21 protein-coding genes, 5 tRNA genes and 1 pseudogene are annotated in these 18,758 nt (G+C 43.2%); 22 read left to right on the top strand and 5 right to left on the bottom strand.

Going from position 1 to position 18,758, the window contains the following annotated elements:
- Positions 1 to 29: 29 nt before the first annotated feature.
- On the bottom strand, positions 30 to 761 hold the full coding sequence (locus BLS64_RS11060) for a hypothetical protein (RefSeq protein ID WP_093113608.1): 732 nt from the start codon (positions 759 to 761) through the stop codon (positions 30 to 32).
- On the bottom strand, positions 751 to 1,485 hold the full coding sequence (locus BLS64_RS11055; protein ID WP_245693436.1) for a class I SAM-dependent methyltransferase: 735 nt from the start codon (positions 1,483 to 1,485) through the stop codon (positions 751 to 753). The genes BLS64_RS11060 and BLS64_RS11055 overlap by 11 nt, the downstream gene beginning before the upstream one ends.
- A 26-nt stretch (positions 1,486 to 1,511) precedes the next feature.
- On the opposite strand from BLS64_RS11055, the gene BLS64_RS11050 reads away from it, so the two are divergent.
- Both BLS64_RS11050 and BLS64_RS11045 read left to right on the top strand, forming a co-directional pair.
- On the top strand, positions 1,512 to 2,003 hold the full coding sequence (locus BLS64_RS11050) for a YkgJ family cysteine cluster protein (RefSeq protein WP_093113609.1): 492 nt from the start codon (positions 1,512 to 1,514) through the stop codon (positions 2,001 to 2,003).
- 85 nt (positions 2,004 to 2,088) lie between these two features.
- Entirely contained in the window at positions 2,089 to 2,460 is a 372-nt protein-coding gene (locus BLS64_RS11045; protein WP_093113610.1) for a four helix bundle protein, read from the top strand.
- An 88-nt stretch (positions 2,461 to 2,548) separates the two neighbouring features.
- On the opposite strand, the gene BLS64_RS11040 is transcribed toward BLS64_RS11045, so the two are convergent.
- Positions 2,549 to 3,775 carry an exo-beta-N-acetylmuramidase NamZ family protein gene (locus BLS64_RS11040; RefSeq protein ID WP_093113611.1) on the bottom strand — a complete coding sequence of 409 codons (1,227 nt, stop codon included), beginning with the start codon at positions 3,773 to 3,775 and terminating at the stop codon, positions 2,549 to 2,551.
- Positions 3,776 to 3,785: 10 nt separating this feature from the next.
- Here BLS64_RS11040 and BLS64_RS11035 point away from each other — a divergent pair, with 10 nt between their 5' ends.
- Entirely contained in the window at positions 3,786 to 5,021 is a 1,236-nt protein-coding gene (locus tag BLS64_RS11035; protein ID WP_093113612.1) for an ABC transporter permease, read from the top strand.
- A gap of 77 nt (positions 5,022 to 5,098) precedes the next feature.
- Positions 5,099 to 6,079: a PLP-dependent cysteine synthase family protein gene (locus tag BLS64_RS11030; RefSeq protein WP_093113613.1), complete on the top strand. Its 981-nt coding sequence runs from the start codon at positions 5,099 to 5,101 to the stop codon at positions 6,077 to 6,079.
- 48 nt (positions 6,080 to 6,127) lie between these two features.
- On the opposite strand, the gene BLS64_RS15080 is transcribed toward BLS64_RS11030, so the two are convergent.
- Together BLS64_RS15080 and BLS64_RS11020 are read right to left on the bottom strand one after the other, a co-directional pair.
- Positions 6,128 to 6,337 (bottom strand): hypothetical protein, encoded by a 210-nt coding sequence (locus tag BLS64_RS15080; RefSeq protein WP_143019305.1) that lies wholly within the window; start codon positions 6,335 to 6,337, stop codon positions 6,128 to 6,130.
- A 161-nt stretch (positions 6,338 to 6,498) separates the two neighbouring features.
- Positions 6,499 to 6,693, bottom strand: coding sequence for a hypothetical protein (locus BLS64_RS11020; protein WP_093113615.1), 195 nt, complete (start codon positions 6,691 to 6,693; stop codon positions 6,499 to 6,501).
- 177 nt (positions 6,694 to 6,870) lie between these two features.
- Between BLS64_RS11020 and BLS64_RS11015 the strand changes: the two genes are divergently transcribed.
- The 18 genes and pseudogenes from BLS64_RS11015 to rplK all read left to right on the top strand — a co-directional run bounded on the left by BLS64_RS11015 (position 6,871) and on the right by rplK (position 18,749).
- A complete protein-coding gene (locus tag BLS64_RS11015) occupies positions 6,871 to 7,572 on the top strand; it encodes an SGNH/GDSL hydrolase family protein (RefSeq protein ID WP_093113616.1) in 702 nt (233 codons plus the stop codon).
- A 56-nt stretch (positions 7,573 to 7,628) separates the two neighbouring features.
- On the top strand, positions 7,629 to 8,918 hold the full coding sequence (locus BLS64_RS11010; protein WP_093113617.1) for a DUF2851 family protein: 1,290 nt from the start codon (positions 7,629 to 7,631) through the stop codon (positions 8,916 to 8,918).
- A 12-nt stretch (positions 8,919 to 8,930) separates the two neighbouring features.
- Positions 8,931 to 9,161, top strand: coding sequence for a PspC family transcriptional regulator (locus tag BLS64_RS11005; RefSeq protein WP_093113618.1), 231 nt, complete (start codon positions 8,931 to 8,933; stop codon positions 9,159 to 9,161).
- A gap of 151 nt (positions 9,162 to 9,312) precedes the next feature.
- A pseudogene (locus BLS64_RS11000) lies at positions 9,313 to 11,397 on the top strand (amino acid carrier protein).
- Between the two features lie 10 nt (positions 11,398 to 11,407).
- Positions 11,408 to 12,280, top strand: a complete 873-nt coding sequence (locus tag BLS64_RS10995; protein ID WP_093113619.1) for a ComEA family DNA-binding protein — start codon at positions 11,408 to 11,410, stop codon at positions 12,278 to 12,280.
- A gap of 48 nt (positions 12,281 to 12,328) precedes the next feature.
- Positions 12,329 to 13,498 carry an acyl-CoA dehydrogenase family protein gene (locus BLS64_RS10990; protein ID WP_093113620.1) on the top strand — a complete coding sequence of 390 codons (1,170 nt, stop codon included), beginning with the start codon at positions 12,329 to 12,331 and terminating at the stop codon, positions 13,496 to 13,498.
- A gap of 159 nt (positions 13,499 to 13,657) precedes the next feature.
- Positions 13,658 to 13,852 carry a 30S ribosomal protein S21 gene (gene rpsU, locus BLS64_RS10985; protein ID WP_093113677.1) on the top strand — a complete coding sequence of 65 codons (195 nt, stop codon included), beginning with the start codon at positions 13,658 to 13,660 and terminating at the stop codon, positions 13,850 to 13,852.
- 92 nt (positions 13,853 to 13,944) lie between these two features.
- A complete protein-coding gene (locus BLS64_RS10980) occupies positions 13,945 to 14,853 on the top strand; it encodes a tyrosine-type recombinase/integrase (RefSeq protein WP_093113621.1) in 909 nt (302 codons plus the stop codon).
- A gap of 24 nt (positions 14,854 to 14,877) precedes the next feature.
- Positions 14,878 to 15,183: a ribosome hibernation-promoting factor, HPF/YfiA family gene (hpf, locus tag BLS64_RS10975; RefSeq protein ID WP_093113622.1), complete on the top strand. Its 306-nt coding sequence runs from the start codon at positions 14,878 to 14,880 to the stop codon at positions 15,181 to 15,183.
- A 94-nt stretch (positions 15,184 to 15,277) separates the two neighbouring features.
- Positions 15,278 to 15,351: transfer RNA gene (locus tag BLS64_RS10970), tRNA-Thr, on the top strand.
- A gap of 196 nt (positions 15,352 to 15,547) precedes the next feature.
- Positions 15,548 to 15,630: transfer RNA gene (locus BLS64_RS10965), tRNA-Tyr, on the top strand.
- Positions 15,631 to 15,710: 80 nt separating this feature from the next.
- Positions 15,711 to 15,783, top strand: a tRNA-Gly gene (locus BLS64_RS10960).
- A gap of 111 nt (positions 15,784 to 15,894) precedes the next feature.
- Positions 15,895 to 15,966 (top strand) — tRNA-Thr (locus BLS64_RS10955).
- A gap of 58 nt (positions 15,967 to 16,024) precedes the next feature.
- Positions 16,025 to 17,212 carry an elongation factor Tu gene (gene tuf, locus BLS64_RS10950; protein WP_093113623.1) on the top strand — a complete coding sequence of 396 codons (1,188 nt, stop codon included), beginning with the start codon at positions 16,025 to 16,027 and terminating at the stop codon, positions 17,210 to 17,212.
- A 60-nt stretch (positions 17,213 to 17,272) separates the two neighbouring features.
- Positions 17,273 to 17,345 (top strand) — tRNA-Trp (locus BLS64_RS10945).
- 130 nt (positions 17,346 to 17,475) lie between these two features.
- A complete protein-coding gene (gene secE / locus BLS64_RS10940; protein WP_093113624.1) occupies positions 17,476 to 17,673 on the top strand; it encodes a preprotein translocase subunit SecE in 198 nt (65 codons plus the stop codon).
- An 11-nt stretch (positions 17,674 to 17,684) separates the two neighbouring features.
- Complete coding sequence (nusG, locus tag BLS64_RS10935) at positions 17,685 to 18,236, top strand: transcription termination/antitermination protein NusG (RefSeq protein ID WP_093113625.1); 552 nt, start codon at positions 17,685 to 17,687, stop codon at positions 18,234 to 18,236.
- A gap of 75 nt (positions 18,237 to 18,311) precedes the next feature.
- On the top strand, positions 18,312 to 18,749 hold the full coding sequence (gene rplK / locus BLS64_RS10930; RefSeq protein ID WP_093113626.1) for a 50S ribosomal protein L11: 438 nt from the start codon (positions 18,312 to 18,314) through the stop codon (positions 18,747 to 18,749).
- The last annotated feature ends 9 nt before the right edge of the window (positions 18,750 to 18,758 follow it).

Genomic DNA, 18,758 nt, shown 5'->3' with positions numbered 1-18,758 from the left:
TTTGAGCCTGTTCTGCCGAGCAGGCTTTTTTATTTTCCGCCGTTGGCGATAAGGTCAATATGGCACAGCTCATCAAGGGTGAGGCTTTCGGCCCTTTCATAATTCAGTAGTCGGGACATAAGGCAATCGGTTACCTCGCAATGTCCTTTTTCTTTAGGGTCTTCAGGATCACGATACACATGATCTGATTGTGCGGGGGTGCCATAATCCACCAGGCCGAAAAGATGTCCAAATTCATGTTTTATGGTAATCTGTTGCACCTGGTCGCTGGATACTTGTGAGCTTTCTGCCAGTTCCCTGATCTCTTTTTGAAAGATTATCATTGAAGTATTCTTGTAAGCTTTTCCCAGCACCCATTCCTCACTTGTGGAGGAATCGCTCTTACCGTCAGCAATAAAAATAAATGTTGTAAGAGTTTGTCCTGAAGAGAATTCAGTGCGGTGCATATTTTCAATCTCAATGATATCAGAAGGAGAAATAATATCCATATCAGGAGATGGAACTGCCCGAGATTTGATCACAATACCTTCGGGTTTATTGAGGTAGGTTTGCAAAAAGTTTTTTACGGCGCTCAATGAAATGCCCGAAGGTTCAAAGCCGTTCACGTATACAATTTCTACCACAAGAGAGGTGAAATTCTCATCGCTTAAAAATGATCTTGCCGAAACCCCTAAAGGCTGATCATCGGGCGCGGGGTCATCTGTAGAACAGCTCAGCAGGAATAGGAACAGGGCTGTGAGTAGTAAGGATCTATTTCTCATTTATGGTCAGTTTTGCCAGATAATCGTAATGCTCACCTTCTTTTATCAATTCACAGGAGAAGCCGTTCTTAGCCGCGGCTAACGACAGGGAATCATAATCGAGATACAGCCAGTCAAATACTTCAGAAGTTTCCCCCTTATAGCTAAGACTGTAACTGAGTTCGCCATAATATCCCTGGGCAGAATCCACCCATACACCTCCGTCTTCATCGGCTTCAAAAAGATAGATAAGATCTGAAGAATCAATAATTACCTGCCCACCTGGATTTAAAAGCTGCTTCAATTTATAAAAAAAATCATCCAGCCTGTTCATTTTTCCAACAATGCCCGTCCCGTTCATCAACAGGAGAATGGTATCAAATTTCTCTTCGGAAAGCTCTTCGAAAGCAACATTACGGGCATCGGTAATTCCTCGTTTTTTACAGACTTCTATAGCTCCTTCGGAAGTGTCAATGGCAGTGACCTTTAAATTTTCCTCCTTCTGAAGATAGAGCGAATGGCTTCCGGCGCCGCAGCCCACATCAAGCACCTTTTCGCGGCAAAGCTGCAGGGCTTTTTTCTCCAATGGGGGCATCTGTTCGTAATTCCTGAAGAGATAAGCCACCGGGATCACATCATCGTCAAAGTCGGGGGAATGTACGGCAATATCCTCTTCCTCGCCGTGTTCAAAATAGGCTTTGATGGCATTTCCCAAGATATCGGGATTCTTTTTTTCGTTGTTCAAGCTCAGGTTCTTTTTATCTTTGCAGCATGCAGGAAGAGATTAATGGGCTCCCGCAAAGGGCCAAAGATAAGCATAAGGAGAATAAAAAGTTTTTTTCGAAGCTTAAAAAGAAGCCACCCAGGCATTTGGACCGGGAAATGCAGGAAATTCACGAAGAGGAATTCAACCGAACCGACTGCCTAAAATGCGCCAATTGCTGCAAGACCACCGGGCCTCTCTTCACCAATAAAGATATCGAGCGAATCTCAAAGCACCTGAAATTAAAGCCGCAGCAGTTCATCGATCAGTACCTAAGAATTGATGAGGATAATGACTACGTGCTACAGCAGGTACCATGTGCCTTTCTTGACGCCGATAATTATTGTCTGATCTACGATGTTCGACCAAAAGCCTGCAGTGAATTTCCGCACACCAACCGCAAGGATTTTCACAAGATCAGCAACCTCACCATGAAAAATGTTGCCATTTGTCCCGCGGCATTTAATATTGTGGAGGAGATGAAAAGGAGGATGGGTTGAAAATTGTTGCGTGTTAACTGAATAGTTAAAAAGTTTAAAATGAGGGAATTGTTGCTGATTTTTGAGTTCACCTAACATAGAAAACATGGCAAACTCATATAAGCAGCTGGAAATCTACACCCTCTCATTGGAACTCTTTTACAAGCTTCATCCCGTAAGTTTAAAGCTTCCGAAGTATGAACTTTATGAACTTGGTAGCCAAATTCGCAGGTCTGCAGATTCTGTAAACTCCAATATTGTTGAGGGTTACGGGCGCAGAAGGTATAAAGCAGATTTTTTGAAGTTTCTAGTATTTGCACATTCCAGTAATGATGAAACTTTGAACCACATAGAGAAATTAATTTTTCTCTATCCAGAAGTTATGAAGGATCATCTCTACCTTCGGGAACAGTATAATATTTTAGGAGGTAAAATTAACCTGTTTATAAAATACGTAGAGACTTCCTGGAAAAGTTGATATAAAGATTGAGACTAAAGCATTATTAACCGGTAACCAGAAACCCTTAGCACTCGACCCGCATCATGAAACCCGTAACTCGAAACATTTATTCGTACAACAAATACTTCTCCCTCACAATCGCAAATTCCTCCAGGCCGCTTTGCCAGCTTTGCCTGATCTCTTCGGCGCTCATTCCGGCTTCGATCTGCTTCTGAAGTTTGTTGCTGCCGGCTAGTTTAGTGAAAAAGCTATTGAAGAACTCTTTTTGATCATCGGTATTCTTGTAGGCATTGATCAGCCATTCCAGGTTGAGCCTGTCCAGCCTCGGGTGATTTGAGAGGTCTTTTCCGAAGCACTTTTTCCCGAGGTGCTTTGGTGACCTGGCTCCTTCATTAGATTCCGGAATATAGCTGAAGGAATATTTGTCTTCGGGCAGGAAGGGGGAGCCGAAGACCTGGAACTGTTTGCTGGTTCCTCTGCCTGCATTTACGTTAGTCCCTTCGAAGAAACAGAGGCTCGGGTACAGATTGATGGCCTGTGCATTCGGCAGGTTTGGGGAAGGTTTTACCGGCAGGTCATACTGAGTGTCATGATCGTAATTTTCCATTTTGATCACCCTTAGGTCTGCCTGAATGCCATTTTCCAGCCATTTTTCCCCGTTTATCATTTGTGCGTATTCTCCCATGGTGAGGCCGTGAACAACCGGAACAGTGTGCATGCCCACAAAACTTTTATGATCGGGTTCCAGAATTGGGCCATCTATATAATGCCCGTTCGGGTTTGGCCGGTCCAGAACGAGGATCGGGATATCATTTTCGGCGGCGGCTTCCATTACGTAATGAAGGGTGGAAATGTAAGTGTAAAAACGAGCCCCCACATCCTGAATGTCAAAGATGAGGATATCAAGTTCTTTCAATTGTTCTGCGGAAGGTTTTTTGTTATTTCCGTAGAGCGAAAGAACAGGGAGCCCGGTCTTTGGATCTTTTCCGTCTTTCACAACTTCACCGGCATCAGCGGTACCGCGAAAACCATGTTCGGGGGCAAAAGCCTTCTTCACTTGTACATCAAGTGCCAGAAGAGTATCTATAAGATGTACCCGGCCTTTTTCCGTAGAAATTACACTGGTTTGATTTCCTATCACTCCTACATTCTTTCCTTTCAGAAGTGGGAGGTAAGCTGAGAGTCTTTCGGCGCCCGTCACAATTGCAGGGGCTTCAGAAGGAGTTTTTTCGGCAGGATCTTTATCAGGTGTTTTTTCAGTAGTAGTGTTTCCGCAGGCGGTGACCGTTATAAGTAGGAATAAAAATGTACTTTTGAAAAATCTTAAAAACATACGTTACTTCTTGAATCTTGAATTTTTTATAGCCAAACGCCTTATTAGTGCGAAGCAACACAAAAGTAGCATTTCGGCCCCTATAATAAAAATAGCCATTGTGGCAATTGCGATAGGGGTGGTCATGATGCTAGTCTCTTTTGCTACGGGCCTCGGATTACAGCAAAAGATCAGGGAGAAAATGTCGGCTTTTACGGGCCATATCACCATTTCCAACTACGACAATAACAATTCGCAGATCTCGCTGAAGCCTATTTCCCTGGAACAGGATTTTTATCCTGAGTTCACCTCGGTGGAAGGGGTGGAGCACGTGCAGGCGACGGCTTACAAGGCGGGAGTGATAAGAACCGAAACCGATTTTGAAGGCATCATCGTCAAAGGGGTAGGAGCCGATTATAACTGGGGCTATTTTGAAGATTTTCTTGTCAAAGGTGCATTACCCGATTATTCTGACGGGTTGAACGAGCAGGTTCTTATCTCTCAATATACTGCCAACCGCCTCGGATTCGATGTTGGGGATAAGGTGGTAACTTATTTTCTAAGAGAAGAGAGCCACAAAACTCCGTTGTTGAGGGCTTTCGAAATTAAGGGAATCTATAATTCAGGATTCCAGGAATTTGATGAGCTTTATCTGTTGGCTGATATTCGGCATATACAGCGGCTGAATAAATGGGAAAAGAATGAGGTAGGAAATTTTGAGGTTTTCCTGGAAGATTTTAGCGAATTAGACAAAAAAGGCCGGGAGATCTATGAAAATACCGGGTCTTTTCTCGACACCCGAACCATAAAGCAGAAGTATTATTCCATTTTTGAATGGCTGTCGCTGTTCGATTTCAATATTGCGCTCATCCTTGGTATCATGATCCTGGTTGCCGGCATCAACATGATCACTGCCCTGCTTGTACTCATTCTTGAGCGCACGCAGATGATAGGGATCCTCAAGGCGCTGGGAAGTCAGAACTGGAGCATAAGAAAGATCTTTCTTTATAATGCGGGATACCTTATCCTCCTGGGACTTTTCTGGGGGAATCTTCTTGGCCTGGGGCTGCTGTTTGCTCAAAAGTACTTAAAACTGATCCCTCTTGACCCGGAAACTTACTACGTGACCGAGGCACCTGTATACATTGGCTGGGAATACATCGTTGGAGTGAACATTGGAACATTGATACTCTGTATGCTTATGCTGCTGGTGCCATCTTATATCATCACCCGGATCTCTCCTGTCAAGGCCATGAAGTTCGATTAAGGTAATGAAAATGCCCTTTTAGCGACCTATTTCAAAAGCTGCTTTTTTTGCTAACTTTGCAGCCGTAAAATTTGGATATGGAATACGCTGAAAATATATTAGGAACCATAGGAAACACTCCTTTGGTCAAGATCAATAAACTTACTGAAGACATTGAGGCCATGATACTGGCAAAGTACGAGACCTTTAATCCGGGGAATTCTGTGAAAGACAGAATGGCCGTAAAAATGATAGAAGATGCCGAAGCTGCCGGATTGCTGAAGCCGGGAGGAACCATTATTGAAGGAACTTCAGGAAACACCGGAATGGGACTTGCTCTGGCAGCTATTGTAAAAGGTTACCGCATGATCTGTGTGATGGCCGACAAGCAGTCAAAGGAAAAGATCGACATTCTGCGCGCGGTGGGTAGCGAAGTGGTGGTTTGCCCAACCGATGTGGCTCCGGAAGATCCGAGATCGTATTATTCCACTTCAAAAAGGCTTGCTGAAGAAACTCCGAATTCCTGGTACGTGAACCAGTACGACAACCTTTCCAACACCAAAGCCCATTACGAAAGCACTGGGCCTGAGATCTGGAGACAGACAGACGGAAAGATCACGCACTTCGTGGTAGGAGTAGGAACAGGAGGAACCATTTCCGGAGTTGGAAAATACCTGAAAGAACAAAACCCTGACATAAAAGTGTGGGGAGTTGATACCTACGGTTCGGTTTTTAAGAAATATCACGAAACAGGGGAATTTGATGAGAACGAGATCTATCCTTATGTGACCGAGGGTATCGGCGAAGACATCCTTCCAAAGAATGTGGATTTCAGCATTATTGACGGCTTTACCAAAGTGACCGATAAGGACGCGGCTATTTACACCCAGCGCTTAGCTCGTGAAGAAGGTATGTTCCTTGGGAACAGCGCCGGGGCGGCCATGAAGGGGTTACTTCAGTTAAAGGAGCATTTCAAAAAAGACGATGTGGTAGTGGTGCTTTTCCACGATCACGGCAGCCGATACGTTGGGAAGATGTACAACGATGAATGGATGCGCAAAATGGGGTATATCGAATAGATTTTCCTTAGAATTAGTAAAAGAAGGCTGCCTGTTTTGGCGGCCTTTTTACTTTTTGTGCACAGCAGGAGCTTTGGCTACGGGTTTCTGCATGAAATAAAACAAAAGCGCTCCGGTGAAATAAAGAAGTACATCAAAAACATCTGCGGTATATCTTTCTGTGAACGGGGGTAAAAAGATCTCGAAGTACAAAGAATAAAATACAGCCAGGGAGAGAGTTGTGAATAATGAGATCCTGATGGTCCTGTCGTTTTTCATAAAACGTACTAGGTGAAGGCAGATTCCCAGAACTATGGGCATACATAAAAGATCATTCAGGTAATTTCTTATCCACCATGGTGGAGTAAAATTCAGAAAGGAAAAAATTTCTCCTGTAATGAAGAGGGCTGAAAATGTCACAAATAAATAATTGACTTTATTCATAGCAAGAGGAGAGAGGTGAGGAATGCCAGAATACCTCCTATGACCATGACCGCTATCCACACCGAAAATCCTACTTTTTTTAACCCTTCCAGGAAAGACTTCTTATTCTTATCTCCGGAAGAGGCAGCATTTTCCTCGGTAGGGAATGGCGGATCGGATTTCTCCGGATTAGAGGGATCTTCAAGCTTCATAAGGTTTGCAAATTTCTGAAAGAATATAACTATTTCCGAAGTTATTCCTATCCTGCAGAAACAGGTTTAACCCTGTCTTAAGAAATTAGGTACAGGCAGCTTCAGCCGGAACCAACCATTCAGCGATTGTAATAGTTCAACCGAAAAAGACTATTTTGCATTTTAATTTCCTGCAAAATGAAAAAGATCTTTATTGTTTTCGCACTTGCTTTCGTCTTTATGAGTTGTCTTGATTCCGAGGCAGAGAAGAAAAATCCCATTAAAGAGACCAATGAGCTCACCTACCTCGCGCTGGGAGATTCTTACACCATTGGTGAAAGCGTTCATTCTTCCCTGCGCTGGCCGGTACAGTTGAGCGACAGCCTTAGGAAGAGGGGGATCCCTTTGAACCATCCACGCATTATTGCCCGTACCGGATGGACCACGGGAGATCTTCTGGCGGCAATGGATAAACGGTTAAAAGAGGAGCAATTTGATCTTGTCTCAGTGCTCATCGGCGTGAACAACCAGTACCAGGGAAGATCGATCGAGGAATACGAAAAAGAGCTGCGGGAGATCTTTCAAAGAGCCATTGCGCGTTCAAAATCGGGAGCTGAAAGAGTCTTCGCTGTAAGCATACCTGATTATGGAGTTACTCCTTTTGGTGCCGAAAATTCAGAAACTATCGCCCAGGAAGTAGCCAAATTCAATTCCGTTTTTAAACGGGTGGCCGGAGAGTTCGGGGTCGAATTCTACAATATCACGCCTGTTTCTAAAAAGGCGAAAGAAGATAAGGATCTTACCGCGTCAGATGAACTGCATCCTTCAGGAAAAATGTATAGCCTGTGGGTGCAAGAAATTGCGGACAGGCTGGCTGAAAAATTGCCTTCTGAAAAATAGTTTTATAAATAGTTAAAAATCAGCATCATAATGAATAAAAGGTATACTTTTATTCGATGCAGGAAGACTATTTACATTACCTCTGGGAGTTCCAGAAATGGCAAATTTCCGGCCTTTCAACCACCGAAGGTTTACCGGTGACCGTACTTGCTCCCGGAATGCACAACCAGCTTTCTGGTCCAGATTTTTTCAATTCCCGTGTAGTAATAGGAGAGCAGGAGTGGGCCGGAAATGTGGAGATCCACATTCATTCTTCTGACTGGTACCGGCATGGGCACGAGAAAGATCCTGCCTATAACAATGTCATTCTTCATGTGGTGTGGCAGCATGATTCAGAGATTTTCAGAAAAGACAGGTCGGTGGTTCCTGTGCTGGAGCTGCAAAATCTGATTGCTGAGGAGACGGTTGAGCAGTATCGGGATCTTATTTCAGCTTCTTCGGAAAAGTGGATCAATTGCCAAAAAGATCTTCCTCAAATTGATTCTTTTATATTCGACAAGTGGCTTGAGCGCCTTTACATTGATAGGCTTGAGGCAAAATCGGTCTTTGTTTTTGATCTGCTCAAAAGATCTGCCGGGGATTGGGAGGAGGTGCTTTTCAAGCTGCTGGCGAAAAACTTTGGCTTAAACGTGAACGGAGATGCCTTTTTAAGTATGGCGGAATCCATTCCCTTTTCGGTTATCAGGAAATGCAGGAATGACCGGGATAAGCTGGAGGCTCTTTTTCTCGGGCAGGCGGGGCTGCTGGAAAGAGAGGTGGAGGAACCTAATTTTTGGCAGCTCAGAGAAAATTATCTTTTCCTGAAAAATAAATTCTCACTGACTGTTGAAGGGATCACACCCGTAAAATACTTCAGATTAAGGCCCGATAATTTTCCCGAGGTTCGTTTATCCCAGTTGGCTGCCGTATATCACCGGCGCGAACATCTTTTTTCCGAAGTGATCAAAGAACAAAATCCTGAGCACTTAAAGGAGCTTTTTAAAGCTGAAGCTGCAGAATTCTGGAGAACCCACTACACCTTCAGTAAAACCCATCCGGTGCGGAAAAAACAGCTAAGCAATAACTTCCTGGACCTTTTGGTGATCAATAGCCTGGTGCCGTTAAAATTCTGCTATCAGAAAGCCATGGGGAAGGAGGGGGGCGAAAGCTTACTGGAATTGATGCGCCAGTTACCTGCGGAAGCCAACCGGATAATAAAGAAATTCACCGAAATCAGACCAGGTTCGGCAGAAAATGCTTTCAGTTCTCAGGCCTTGCTGCACATGAAGAAGGATTATTGCGAAAGATCACGCTGCCTGCAATGCAGTTTAGGCTTAAATATCCTGCACAGGAAGCCTGTAAATTAATATCTTTGTGCTATGAGCAAAATAATCAATCAAATAAGGCATTTCTTTGAGCGGCACGGTTTCTACGTTTCCTCGAGGTTTGCAGATAAGCTGGGGATGCGGGCTAAGAACGTGCGCCTGTTCTTCATCTATCTCTCTTTTGCCACTTTTGGGGCCTGGTTTGCTGTGTACCTAACCCTTGCGTTCTTGCTGAAGTTTAAGGATATGCTTTATGCCAAGCGCACTTCGGTTTTTGATCTTTAGCGGTAATTACGGGCAGAAAAACCTCTGAAATAGGTTGTTGATTAACGTTTTGTTGGCAATTTAACTCAGTAAAATTTGAAAACGTTAATTTTTTTAGCATCTTGCTTCGCCGAAAAACACAATCCTTAATTAAATTTTTAATTAGATCTTTATGAGAAAGTACTTGCTTTCATTTTTATTTTCGGTTTCAGTATTTACCCTCTACGCCCAGGAGCTAAAGCTAAATGCCGAGATCGAGAATCCATCCAAAATTATTAATAATGGGTTCATTGAGTTGAACGTTGAAGGAGGAACCCCGCCTTATACCTACAAGTGGTCCAATCAATCCACTCCGCTGGATTCACCGATCTCTGAAGGCCTTGTTGAAGGAGTGCCTTACTCTGTCACAGTGACCGATGCTGCGGGAAATGAAGTTTCTGAAGAATTCACCGTACCCGCAAAAGCAATTACAGAACATTTCAACGGAACCTTTTCACCCATCGTAGCCGGTATGGGTAACGTGCTTTTCTGGGATCCGTTTTCAGCCATAGGGGTTTATGATCCTGTGGTATACGCTGATGTAAAAAGAGTTCCTGCACCAGAGTGGTCTGCAACCGTTGAAGGTCAATTCATTCTTAAGGAGTGGTTGAAATCTGAAGGAGAACATGTGGAAGAAGGAGATGCCATCGCTATAGTTTCAAAGAACGGAGAAGATATTACCGCTTACGCCAATGCCGCCGGGAACTTGAAATATTTGGTAGAAGAAGGTGGAATGATCTACAACTCTGAGAACAAACAGCACGTGATCGAGCAGGGAGCCCAATATCTGGCTTCCATTCAATATGATGAGCCGGTTGCCCTTTTGCATCCTAATGGAGACCCTCAAACCAAAAATATTCCCTTCATCGTGATCTGGCTGGTGTTTGGAGCCCTTTTCTTCACGCTACGGATGGGCTTTATCAACATCCGCGGATTCAAACATGCCTTACAGCTGGCCAAAGGAAAATATGACGATCCTAATGCGCCGGGACAGGTTACCCACTTCCAGGCACTTGCTACTGCGGTTTCAGGAACTGTAGGTCTTGGTAACATCGCCGGGGTTGCAGTTGCCGTATCCCTTGGAGGGGCAGGAGCTACAATGTGGATGATCGTTGCCGGACTCCTGGGAATGTCTTCAAAATTCGTGGAATGTACCCTTGGTGTAAAATATCGTTTCATCAACTCTGAAGGTCGCGTATTTGGTGGACCTATGAACTATCTTAGATATGGACTGGAAAGAAGAGGCTAGAAAGGTCTTGGGAAATTGCTTGCCGTTTTCTTTGCTATCCTTGCTATTGGAGCATCTTTTGGAGGTGGTAACATGTTCCAGGCCAACCAGTCATTCGTAATCCTGGCCGGAGAGTTCCCACTGCTTGAAGGAAACGGATTCATCTTTGGAGTAATTGTAGCTATTCTTGTAGGAGTGGTGATCATTGGAGGTATCAGTAGTATCGCCAAGGTAACCGGTAAGATCGTGCCTATCATGGCAGCTGTGTATATTCTTGGAGCCCTTGTGGTAATTGGAGTGAACATTGAAAACTTAGGTCCTGCCTTGACCGCTATCTGGGACGGGGCATTCAGTCCAAGCGCTTTAAAAGGTGGAATTATAGGGGTTCTTATTGTAGGGTTCCAGCGTGCGGCCTTCTCGAATGAAGCCGGGGTTGGTTCTGCGGCCATCGCTCACAGTGCGGCCAAGACCAATCATCCGCCTTCTGAAGGTTTTGTAGCCTTGCTTGAGCCGTTCATCGATACTGTAGTGGTTTGTACCTTGACTGCGTTAGTACTTATCTTTACCGGAATGCACGAAGTTGAAGGAGTTGGAGGGGTAGAACTTACTTCAAGCGCTTTTGGAAGTGTTATCTCCTGGTTCCCATATGTACTGGCTACAGCAGTTTTCCTTTTCGCGTTCTCAACCATGATCTCCTGGTCTTACTACGGAATGAGAGCATGGACTTACCTGTTTGGAAAAAGCACCAAGATCGAACTTGCTTACAAAGCCCTTTTCCTAGTGTTCGTAGTGGTGGGAGCTTCTGTGAGCCTTGGAGCTGTGCTTGATTTCTCAGATATGATGATCCTCGCCATGTCTTTCCCTAACATCATTGGACTCTATATGATGTCTGGCGAAGTGAGAAACGACCTGCGCGAATACAGCCGAAAATTGAAAGCAGGAGAGCTTTTTCATAAACCTGAAAAGGAAAAAGTGAAGAAAGCTTCTTAATTACTATATAATGAAAGATTTCAGATCCCATTTTGTTTTCAGCAGAAGTCAACAGAATGGGATCTTTCTTTTGGTGCTGATCATAGTGGTGCTGCAGTTGATCTACTTCTTCGGTCCTTTTTCTTCCAAAGCGGCCCTGCCTCCCGAAGAAGAGGAAGAGCTGCTGGAGCTGCAGCGGGAAATAGATTCCCTGAAGGCTGTAGCGGCGGCCAAAAAAGATTCAGTTGAAATGGCGCCTTTCAATCCAAATTACATCTCAGATTATAATGGTTACCTCATGGGAATGTCACCTGAAGAGATCGATCGTTTACATGCGCACCGGGGTAAGGAACTGTGGGTGAATTCTGCGGAAGACTTTCAGCAGGTAACGCAGGTCTCTGATTCCTTGCTCCGGAAAATTGCTCCATACTTTAAATTTCCGGAATGGCGACAAAAACCTTCCGAAGCAAAGTCTTTTAAGAATAACATTTCTGAAGCACCTCTCAGGAAACAGGACCTGAACGCGGCAACTTCCGAAGACCTTCAGCAGATCAATGGGATTGGGGAAAAGCTATCGGCCAGGATCGTGAAGTACAGGGAAAGCATTGGGGGCTACAGGGGAGAAGTTCAGCTTCAGGATGTCTATGGCCTTTCGTCGGAAGTGATACAGCGGCTGTTGCAAAGATTTGAGGTCCGGAATGTAAACCATCCAAAACAAGATCTGAACTCCATAGATATTATTGCATTATCAAAGCTGCCATATTTCAATTATGAACTTGCCAGGAAGGTGGTGAGCTATCGCCAAAGTCAGAACGGCATCAAATCTTTTGAGGAATTGGGGAACATTCCCGGTTTTCCGGTAGAGAAAATAAAGGGAATTCAGTTATATTTGGCAATCGACTAGAAAATTATCCCCCGAAAACATTCAGGAAAATCAGAATTTAAAGACATTATGAACAGCAGATATTTTACAGAGGAACACGAATTATTCAGAAAAAGCTTTCAGGAGTTTTTGCAGAAGGAAGTTGTGCCGCACATCGAAAAATGGGAAAAGACCGGAACCATTGAAAGGTTCATCTGGGAGAAATTCGGTGAGATGGGCTACTTCGGGATCAATTATCCTGAGCAGTACGGCGGAATGGGACTGGATATTTTTTATACCGTGATCTTTCTGGAAGAGTTACAAAAAATAAATAGTGGCGGATTTGCGGCTGCCATGTGGGCCCACGCATACCTGGCAATGACGCACGTGGCGAAAGAAGGAAGCGAGGAGATCAAGCAAAAATATCTTACCGCCAGCATTGAAGGAAAGAAAATTGGCTGCCTTTGTATCACTGAGCCTTTTGGAGGAAGTGACGTGGCCGGCATGAAAACCACCGCTGTTAAAAAAGGAGATAAATATGTGATCAACGGATCCAAGACGTTTATCACTAACGGAGTTTATTCAGATTACCTGGTGGTTGCTGCCAAGACCAATCCCGAGCTGCATAACAAAGGGATGAGCATTTTTATTGTGGACAGAGACACTCCTGGGATCTCTGCCACCAAATTGGATAAACTTGGATGGAGAGCATCAGATACCGCCGAGATCGCATTTGATAATGTTGAAATTCCCGCGTCTCATCTTATGGGCGAAGAGGGTAAAGGTTTCCCTTATATCATGCAGCATTTCGCTTTTGAGAGGCTCATCATGGGGATCAACGCACATGCCCGTGCAGAATATGCGCTTGATTACACTTTGCAATACATGAGCGAAAGAGTTGCTTTTGGAAAGACCATTGATAAGTTCCAGGCGCTGCGTCACAGCATAGCCGAAATGGCCAGTGAGGTGGAAATGAACAAAGAATTCAATTACTCGGTTGCTGAAAGACTTGGAAAGGGAGAATACGTGGTGAAGGAAGCGAGCATGTCTAAACTGCTTTCCACAAAGATGGCCGATGAGGTGATCTATAAATGCCTTCAGTTCCTTGGAGGGTATGGATACATGGAAGATTATCCGCTGGCAAGGCTTTCCCGCGACAGCAGACTGGGGCCTATTGGAGGAGGTACCTCAGAGATCCTGAAAGAGGTGATAGCAAAGATGGTCATAGATAAGAAGGAGTATAAGCCGGCGGCTAAATAATTCAAGATTCAGAATTCAAGATCTGGAATTTGGAGCTTGGAATTTGGAATTTTTTCAACTACTTATTTTAAAACTGAAAAATTTATAAAATTTAATTGTGAGATTGTAATTAAGGAGTATCTTTGCAACTCAAAATTTTTAAAGAAAGGAGGTGACACTATGTTAATAATACCAGTAAAAGACGGAGAGAATATTGATAGAGCGCTGAAGCGTTTCAAGCGTAAATTTGATCGCACAGGAACTATGCGTCAGTTGAGAAGTCGTCAGCATTTCACAAAACCGTCTGTAGAACGTAGAGCTCAAGTCCAAAAAGCGCAGTACATTCAGCACTTAAGAGATCAGGAAGAGATCTAGTATCGAATCCTAAGCTTTAGTTCTTAGATATACAAATAAATGAACTGTTGGTAAGTTAAAGTTTGATAACTTTGCTTGTCAACAGTTTTTTTATGCCCCAAAACCAACTCCATTCCTTTCTGCAATACCTTGAACTGGAAAAGAACTATTCTCAGCATACTGTCACTGCCTATAAGAAGGATCTGGAGGCTTTCGCGGAGTTTATAGAGTTTCAATATCAGGGGCAGAACCTCAAGGAGGTGGCTTATCCGCAGGTGCGCAGCTGGCTCGTGCAACTGGTAGAAGAGGGGCTTTCCAATTCCAGCATCAACAGGAAGATATCTTCTCTAAAATCTTATTACAAGTTCCTTCAGAAGACAAAACAGCTGGAGATCTCTCCTCTTGCCAAACATAAAGCCTTGAAAATCTCGAAAAAGCTGCAGGTCCCTTTTTCCGAAAAAGAGATCGACCTGGCACTTGACGCTTTTCCGGCAGCAGGTTTTGAGGAGATCCGGAATAAGCTCATGGTCGTGCTGCTGTATTCCACCGGTATAAGAAGGAGTGAGCTCATCAATATCAAGCTGCAAAACGTGGATGTACCGGGCAGGTCCTTAAAAGTGATAGGGAAGGGGAACAAGGAGCGATTTATCCCTCTTTTGCCTTTTGTTGTAGAAGTATTGGAAGAGTATTTGCCTGAACGAAAAGCGGTGGAAAATAGCCTTTCTGAGGGTTATTTATTTCTCACCGGTAAGGGCGTTAAAATGTATGATTCGCTTGTTTATAGAACAATTAATAATTATTTTAGAGGTATCTCGAGTAAGTTAAAGAAGAGCCCGCATATACTGCGGCATTCTTTTGCAACTCATTTACTGAACCAGGGTGCTCATATAAATGCTGTAAAAGAACTCCTAGGACATTCCAGTCTTGCTGCTACCCAGGTTTACACCCATAACAGCATGGCCGAATTGAACAGGGTTTACAATAACGCGCACCCCCGGAGCAGGAAAAAGGGACCTCAATAATTGTTTAATTAAACTTCAAGTACTATGAAAATGAACGTACAATCGGTCAACTTCACTGCAGATCAAAAATTGATTAATTTCATTCAAAAGAAGCTGGACAAACTGGAGAATCATTTTGACAACGTCATTTATGCCGATGTTTATCTAAAAGTTCAAAACACCAGTGAAAAAGAGAACAAGGTTTCAGAAATTCTTTTGAGCATACCGGGAGATGAGATCATTTGTAAAAAGAAGGGCCGAAGGTTTGAAGTGGGTGTAGATGAGTGCGTTAGTTCGCTGGAAAGGCAGCTTCAAAAACGAAAGAAAAAATTTAACCCTCAGGTTGCTTAAAATATTTTTTAGAAATGTTTTGAGAACTGAAAAAAATGAATACATTTGCAGTCCGTTAGAAATAGCGGACTTTTTTTGTGAAAAGAAGTTCTTTGCCGATGTAGCTCAGCTGGCTAGAGCAGCTGATTTGTAATCAGCAGGTCGTGGGTTCGAGTCCCTCCATCGGCTCTTGAAATTTTGAAAAAAGAGAGGAATTCAGATTAAGAAATTGATCTGATGTGAATTAAGATAAACTTCTCTTTTAGTTCTTAATTTTTTGAAAAAAAGCTTTGGAAGATAGTTTTATTTTCTATTAATTTGCGGCTTCAAAAAGCAAGCCATTCCAAAGCGGTGGTTCTGTGAAATACTGGAAAAGGTAAAAATTGGGGAGATACTCAAGCGGCCAACGAGGACAGACTGTAAATCTGTTGTTTTTTAACTTCGCAGGTTCGAATCCTGCTCTCCCCACAAAATTTAAAATTCCAAAAAATCAAATTCCAAATACCAAATTGGAATTTGGTGCTTGAAATTTGGAAGTTTAAGGTACTGCGGGAGTAGCTCAGTTGGTAGAGCGTCAGCCTTCCAAGCTGAATGTCGCCGGTTCGAACCCGGTCTCCCGCTCAACAAAGAAAGATCTCGTGAACGCGCAGATCTTGTCTTGTGAAATTTAGTGAATAGACCCGCTAGATTTTTATCTCCATAAGGTTTGACTTTTTGGAGATAAGCTTTTTTGCCGACGTAGCTCAGGGGTAGAGCGTTTCCTTGGTAAGGAAGAGGTCACGGGTTCAATTCCCGTCGTTGGCTCTAGATTTTGTATAAAATTGAACACTAATATATAACTAAGATTAAATAAGTATTAATTATGGCAAAGGAAACTTACGATCGGTCCAAACCGCACCTTAACATAGGTACTATTGGGCACGTAGATCACGGAAAAACAACTTTAACAGCAGCTATTACTAAAGTATTGGCTGATGCTGGTTATTCAGAAGCTAGATCTTTTGATCAGATTGATAATGCTCCGGAAGAAAAAGAAAGAGGTATTACCATTAACTCTTCACACGTAGAGTACTCAACTGCTAATCGTCACTACGCTCACGTTGACTGTCCAGGTCACGCCGATTACGTTAAGAACATGGTAACTGGTGCTGCTCAGATGGACGGTGCTATCCTTGTAGTTGCGGCTACTGATGGTCCAATGCCACAAACTCGTGAACACATCCTATTAGGACGTCAGGTTGGTATTCCAAGAATCGTTGTATTCTTGAACAAAGTTGACATGGTTGACGATGAAGAATTATTAGAACTAGTTGAGATGGAAGTAAGAGATCTTCTTTCTTTCTACGAATATGATGGTGATAACGGTCCTGTTATTTCTGGTTCAGCTCTTGGTGCACTTAACGGTGAGCAAAAATGGGTTGACACTGTATTGGAATTGATGGAGGCTGTTGATAGCTGGATCGAGCTTCCACAGCGTGACGTTGATAAGCCTTTCCTAATGCCTATCGAAGATGTATTCTCTATTACTGGTCGTGGTACTGTTGCTACTGGTCGTATAGAGACTGGTGTTGCTAACACTGGAGATCCTGTAGAGATCATTGGTATGGGAGCTGGAAAACTTACTTCTACTATTACTGGAGTTGAGATGTTCCGTAAGATTCTTGATAGAGGTGAAGCTGGAGATAACGTAGGTCTTCTTCTTAGAGGTATTGAGAAAACTCAGATCTCAAGAGGTATGGTAATCACTAAACCAGGATCTGTAACTCCACACGCTAAATTCAAAGCTGAGGTTTATATCCTTAAGAAAGAAGAAGGTGGTCGTCACACTCCATTCCACAACAACTACCGTCCACAGTTCTACGTACGTACAACTGACGTAACTGGAACTATCAACCTTCCAGAAGGTGTTGAGATGGTAATGCCAGGTGATAACCTTACAATTACTGTAGATCTTATCCAGCCAATCGCAATGAACGTTGGTCTACGTTTCGCTATCCGTGAAGGTGGTAGAACTGTAGGTGCTGGACAGGTTACTGAAATCTTAGACTAAGAATAGTCTTTTGATATAAAGTTAAGGTATTCACCCCGGTGAATGCCTTAACTTATACTTACGGGTTTAGCTCAGTTGGTAGAGCACTGGTCTCCAAAACCAGGTGTCGGGAGTTCGAGTCTCTCAACCCGTGCTTAAGGAAATGTTCGGTTATTACCCTGTATTCCTAAATAATATTGATCAATGGGGCAAAAGATTTCTTCAGCAGATAAAATTCTTTGAGCCTGCGCCCGCAAAAATCGGGTGAATAAAATTAAAATACCATGGCAGGAATAGCAAATTATTTATCAGAGTCATACAACGAATTAAAGAACCACGTAACCTGGCCAACCTGGTCAGAAGCTCAAAGACTTACCGTGGTTGTGGCTGTTTTTTCTATCATTTTTGCTTTGGTGATCTGGGGAGTAGACACTGTCTTTAGCGGTGCTATCGAGCAATATTTTGAGTGGATCAAATCATAAATCGTATTGCTATGGCAGAAGTGAAAGACAAAAAGTGGTATGTAGTTCGTGCCGTAAGCGGACAGGAAAATAAGGTGAAGGAATATATTGAGAGAGAGATCTCTCATGAAGGTCTTGAAGATTTTATAGACCAGGTCCTTGTTCCTACCGAAAAAGTGATCCAGATAAGAAACGGGAAAAAAGTGAACAAAGAGCGTGTTTACTTTCCCGGTTATGTAATGATCCTTGCAAATCTTGGCGGGGAAGTTACGCATATAATCAAATCGATTAACGGTGTTATCGGGTTTTTAGGAGAGACCAAAGGCGGAGATCCTGTGCCTCTTAGAAAATCTGAAGTTAACCGCATGTTGGGTAAGGTTGATGAGCTTTCTGTTAAGACAGACAATGTAGCCATACCATTTACCATTGGTGAAACGATTAAAGTTATCGACGGACCTTTCAACGGGTTTAACGGTACTGTAGAGAAGATAAATGAAGAGAAGCGTAAGCTTGAGGTGATGGTGAAGATCTTCGGAAGGAAGACGCCGCTGGAATTGAGCTATATGCAGGTTGAAAAAGTATAATAACTGTTACACACATATTTTCGATAGTTTAAGTAATGCTTCCACTAACAAAACTATCATCTTAAAATTAGAAAAATGGCAAAAGAAGTAAGTAAGGTTGTTAAGTTGCAAGTTCGCGGAGGTGCTGCTAACCCTTCACCACCAGTAGGTCCTGCTTTGGGTGCTGCCGGGGTGAACATCATGGAGTTCTGTAAGCAATTCAACGGAAGGACCCAGGATAAGCAAGGTAAAGTATTGCCTGTTGTTATCACTGTTTACAAAGACAAGTCTTTTGACTTTGTAATTAAAACCCCTCCGGCTGCAGTGCAAATTTTGGAAGCTGCAAAAGCTAAAAAAGGGTCTGGTGAGCCAAACCGTAAGAAAGTAGCTAGTGTTTCTTGGGATCAGGTAAGAGCCATTGCTGAAGATAAAATGCAGGATCTAAATGCATTTACTGTTGAGTCTGCAATGAAAATGGTAGCTGGAACAGCAAGATCTATGGGAATTACTGTAAAAGGACAAGCACCTTTTTAATCCAAAAAG

The organism is Salinimicrobium catena, from assembly GCF_900102915.1.
In the GTDB taxonomy this organism is placed as follows: Bacteria; Bacteroidota; Bacteroidia; order Flavobacteriales; family Flavobacteriaceae; genus Salinimicrobium; species Salinimicrobium catena.
Note: the sequence above shows the minus strand (reverse complement) of the source record. Positions and strands in the feature narration are given on the sequence as shown.